The following is a 5,093-nucleotide window of genomic DNA, read 5'->3' as shown; positions in this document are numbered from 1 at the left end:
ATTCAATCTGGTGCAACGGGAAATTAATGCCGATATCGTCAACTCGATGCTGGCCCATTATGACAAGAGTGTCGAACATATGTTGCCGGTCTGGTCGTTTTATGGCAACGAAACCTGGTGTATGATCGGATATCATGCTGTATCGGTGATTGCCGATGCCATCATGAAAGATGTGAAAGGATTCGATTATGAACGGGCTTACGAGGCGATGAAGACTACGGCGACTAATCCCAACTATGATTGTCTGCCGGAATATACCGAGTTAGGTTGGGTCCCTTTCGATAAGGAGAAAGAATCGGTATCCAAGAGCCTCGAATATGCCTATGACGATTATTGTATTGCTCAGGTGGCTCAAAAGCTTGGAAAAACCGAAGATTATGAATTTTTCATGAAGCGGGCTTTATCTTATAAAAACCTGATCGATCCCGGGACGAAATATATGCGTGGCCGGGATAGTAAAGGCAACTGGCGCACTCCTTTCGCTCCGATCGCTTATCAAGGTCCGGGATCTGTCAATGGCTGGGGGGATATTACCGAAGGTTTCACCTTACAGTACACCTGGTATGTTCCTCATGATGTGCAGGGGTATATCAATGAAGCCGGAGAAGATTTGCTCCGGGAACGCCTCGATTCGATGTTCGTTACCCAGATGGCCGATAATATCCCCGGAGCACACGATATTCAGGGACGGGTAGGGGCTTACTGGCATGGTAATGAGCCTTGCCATCAGATCCTGTATTTCTATAATTACCTGAAACAACCCTGGAAATGCCAGGAGAAGGTGCGTTATATCATGGATACCTTTTATGGGAATAAGCCGGATGCACTCAGTGGAAATGACGATTGCGGACAGATGTCGGCCTGGTATATATTCAATACCATGGGATTCTATCCGACGGCTCCGTCCAGTAATGTGTATAACCTGGGGTCTCCCGGGCTTGCTGCGGTCGATATGAAGATGAGCAACGGTAAGCATCTTCGGATGACTACCGGGAATTGGTCGGCTAGAAATGTGTTTGTGAAAGAAGTATATCTGAATGGGAAGAAGTACGATAAGTCGTATATAACCTATAATGATATTAAGGATGGAGCGGATTTACACTTTGTGATGAGCAGCCGTCCGAATTATAAACGAGGTGTGGCCGAACGGGCGGTCCCTCCCTCTGTTTCAGAAAAACGATAAAAGACAGAGGACGATGAAGATAGTATGGTTGCTTTGTCTGCTGTGCTTGGGAGGCAGTTTAAAGGCTCAGGTATTGTCGGATTCGGTCTCTTGCCGTTTATCGGGCAGAGTGGTCAGCGGAGAGGATGGGAAGCCTCTCCCTGGCGCTCATATTTTTTTAGGGATAAAGCGAATTTTGGTAGCTGTTACAGATTCGCTGGGAAAATTCGATGTCGGGAAATTACCGGCTGGCGAACAGTGGCTGAAAGTCTCTTTTGTCGGTTTCCGGCCGTTGGAACAAAAAGTTGTGTTGGAAGGACATACTGCTGTCGGGGACATTTCCCTGAAAGCACTTATTCTCGACGAAGTGGTGGTATCGGCACGGCCTCCGCTCACTGTGCAGAAAGGAGATACCTTACAGTTCAATGCGGCGGCTGTCCACTTGGCTGAAGATGCCGATCTGGAAAAACTGTTGAAGAAATTGCCGGGTTTCGAGATTGTAGACGGGAAAATTATGGCCCAGGGGCAGGAAGTGAAAAAAATCACCATCGATGGGATGGAATATGCGATCAATGATCCTGCTGCGGCTTTGAAGAATCTTCCGGCTAAACTCGTTGCCCGTATAAAAATGTACGATGATAAAAGTGAGGAGGCTAAATTCTCGGGTTATGACGATGGGAGTAAATCACGTACATTGAATATCGAAACCCGGAATCCCAACCAGATGAAGGTGTTCGGACGCGGCGAACTGGCTTATGGGCTGGAAAAGGTGAAAGATAAATCCTATTCTGCTTCTGTATCGTTGAATTTATTCGACCGGAAACGAAAGATTACTTTTAGCGGAAATGCCGGCCGGATGGCTTTGAACGACTTGCCGGATGCCCGTTACCGGGATGAAGGGAACAAAAATAAGAACCATGGACTTTGGGGTAATTATTCGTCACAGATCAATAAGAAACTGCAGGTGAGCGGAAATTACCGTTGGAACGCGAACGTAAATAATTCTGCTTCCCTTTCCCGTCAGGAATATTTGCCTACCGGGAATTATGAAAGCCGCGTGTACGATAATGAGAGTCATTCGAACTCGGATAATCAAAGTCATGGAATTAATTTTAGTCTGGATTACAAGATCAATGACAAGAACCGGATCCGGTTCAATCCTGATTTTACTATTTCCCGGGGAAATCAGGAGAGTTTGTCCTGGAATAGCAGTATGGAAAACGGGGATACCTTAAATCGAACAGAAACGAAAGCCATCAATAAAAACGATAGTAAACGGGCAGGAGGTAATTTCTCGTGGATGCATGCTTTTAAAAAGACAGGACGTACCTTGACGTTTCAATTCAGTGGAGGGTATAATGAATCGAATTCCGGTGATTATCAGCATATACACGAGAAAATAACCGAGCGGGGAGATAGTTTGCGTTTTCAGAAAAACGATAATGAACGGATGAACTATTCTATAGGTACCGGATTGTCTTATTCCGAGCCTTTGACGAAGTTTGCGCGTATTAGCTTCAATTATCATTTCCTGACGAGTAAAGATCAGGCGGACCGGCATAGCCTGGCTTACCGGGATGCCGTATTCGAAGAGCTGATCGGGATAGATACGGCCTTAACGAATAAATCGATCAATAAACAAGTCAGTCAGAATTTCGGGGTAAATTATAATTATCATAAAGAGAAAGTTACGCTGAACGGGGGTGGTTCGTTGCGTCTGATGCAGATGGAAAACCGGAACAGGTTTATCGGGAAACCCGATTCTTTGGTCGGATCCAACTATCTCGATATTTCACCCCGGGCAGAGCTATCCTACCGGATGAGTGAAAAACGGAATGTCAGTGTCAACTACAATGGAAATACTTCTTCTCCGTCGGCCGTGCAATTGCAGGATGTATTGAATGTCAGCAATCCCTTACAAGTATCTAAGGGAAATCCTGGATTGAAAAAGTCTTATTCGCATCATCTTTCGATGAGGTATACCAGTTCGGAACCGATGAATTCCCGGTTTTTCTGGGCTAATTTCGATGTACAGCAGACGATCAATCAGATCTCTTCCAATGTAAAATTTATCGGTAAAGACACCTTGATCGATGGATATTTGGTGTCGAAGGGAGGTTCGTTGACCATGCCGGTGAATTTGAATGGGATGTGGAGTATGAATGTACATACCAATTATTCGATGCCAGTGAAAAAAATCCATTTGGATTTCGGGGGAGATTACAGTTATTCGCATCAACCCTCGATTTACGATGATCGGCAGAATGTCACTCAGATGCATCGGGGACAAATCAGTATCGGCGTCAATACCGACTTATCGGAGAATTTCGACTTTTATTGCCGGCATGCTACAAGCTATTCCCATTCCCGGAATTCATCCACCGGTAAAGCTCAGAATCTCGAAGAGACGGTAATGGCCAATTGCAGGTGGCTTTTCTGGAAAGGTTTTTTTGTGGGAGGAGACTATTTTTATACTTATTATTGGAACAAAACAGGGACAGTGACCATCCAGTCGAATAATCGTCTGAACCTTGAATTGGGTAAGAAATTCGGTAAAAAGAAACAGGCCGAATTGGTATTCCGGGCCAACGATATCTTCCGTGACCGGAGCCAGGTGCACTATTCCGTGACCGATTTGTACACCCGGATGGATAGTTCGACCAGTACGCAGGATTATTATATGCTTTCCTTCTCTTACCGTTTTAACCGGATGGGGGATTAGTAATCCCCCAGTCTATGAAAAGAAAAAAGGTTGAACGCAGACATGGCCTCATCGACAACAAAGTCGATCGGCGTTTGAGGACATCCGGACAGAGATTCCGGGTACTGCTGCTAAGTTTTGGTATAGATAAATGTTTCTTGTTCAAAGAAAAAGTATACTTTTGTCTGTGAGGGTCAAAAATTCGTGGTGTTATGAAGCAAAATGCTTTGTTGGCGAAATCCATAAAGGAGGGGGATGAAGCGGCATTCGAACTTTTCTTTCGGGCAGAATATAATAATGTCGTAACCTTTCTAAATCGGTATCTGAGGAATAGTTTGCTTGCGCAAGATGTTGCTCAGGAATCTTTTATTGCATTGTGGCAAAAAAGAGAACAGATAGATGCTGCAGGGAATATCCGGGCATATGTTTTTACCATTGCCAGAAACAGAGCTTTAAATGAGATGGCATTGAAAATTAATCAAACCCGGACTGAATGGGAGAAGAACGAGCTGGCAATTGCAATTGAAGCGATGAATGATCCGGACCTGGTACAGGATATTCAAGCTTTGGAATTAAAGGAGCTGATCAGAAAAGTGTATCTCGAATTACCTGAAAAAGTAGCTGAAAGTTTTATATTAAGCCGGGAATGTGGTTTGAGTTATGAGGAAATTGCTCAAAAAAAAGGAATTACCAAAAAAATAGTGGAATATCGCATTAGAATAGCTTTACAAGTGTTTAAAAAGAGATTGAAAGATTATATGTATTTTTTTCTATTTTGGTAAAATAACTCTATTTTTTCAGGGGAAAAAGCTTGGGGGAATGTATATCATGTAGCTTATTAAAATAAATGGAAAATAATAAACGGGCTGATGACAGATAACAGATTGAAATAGCTGTCTGAAAAGTTTAAAGGTATATAAATGATGGATAGGAAATTATTGGAAAAATATATCGATGGAATAGCTTCCGGGACAGAAAGAAAGGAAGTTGTAGAATGGATTGTAGAAAGCGAAGAGAATAAACGGGAGTATATCCGGTTAAAGACCCGGGCTGCATTGAAAAATCTTCCATATACTTTGTCTATGGACTCGACCTATGAGGAACGGGTGATGCCAGGGAGAAATAAGCGTAAAGTCACTGTGTGGGGAGTGATTACCAGGGTAGCTGCTATACTTTTCTTTCCTTTGGTATTATATAATGTATTTCAGTTGTTGAACAAAGATACTGAAT

At 43.4% G+C, this 5,093-nt stretch carries 3 protein-coding genes and 1 pseudogene; all 4 read left to right on the top strand.

Going from position 1 to position 5,093, the window contains the following annotated elements; all coding sequences use genetic code 11:
* The coding region (locus WS34_RS14035; RefSeq protein ID WP_046405585.1) for a glycoside hydrolase family 92 protein at positions 1 to 1,183 on the top strand (1,183 nt) is incomplete at its 5' end.
* A 13-nt stretch (positions 1,184 to 1,196) separates the two neighbouring features.
* The gene (locus tag WS34_RS14030) at positions 1,197 to 3,884 is read left to right on the top strand and encodes a TonB-dependent receptor (protein ID WP_046405584.1); all 2,688 of its coding nucleotides are present in this window, start codon (positions 1,197 to 1,199) and stop codon (positions 3,882 to 3,884) included.
* A gap of 191 nt (positions 3,885 to 4,075) precedes the next feature.
* Positions 4,076 to 4,645: an RNA polymerase sigma factor gene (locus WS34_RS14025; protein ID WP_046405582.1), complete on the top strand. Its 570-nt coding sequence runs from the start codon at positions 4,076 to 4,078 to the stop codon at positions 4,643 to 4,645.
* 138 nt (positions 4,646 to 4,783) lie between these two features.
* Positions 4,784 to 5,093, top strand: a pseudogene (locus WS34_RS14020) (hypothetical protein); the annotation flags it as partial.

This window comes from Odoribacter sp. N15.MGS-14 (assembly GCF_000980245.1).
Taxonomy (GTDB): Bacteria; Bacteroidota; Bacteroidia; order Bacteroidales; family Marinifilaceae; genus Odoribacter; species Odoribacter splanchnicus.
Note: the sequence above shows the minus strand (reverse complement) of the source record. Positions and strands in the feature narration are given on the sequence as shown.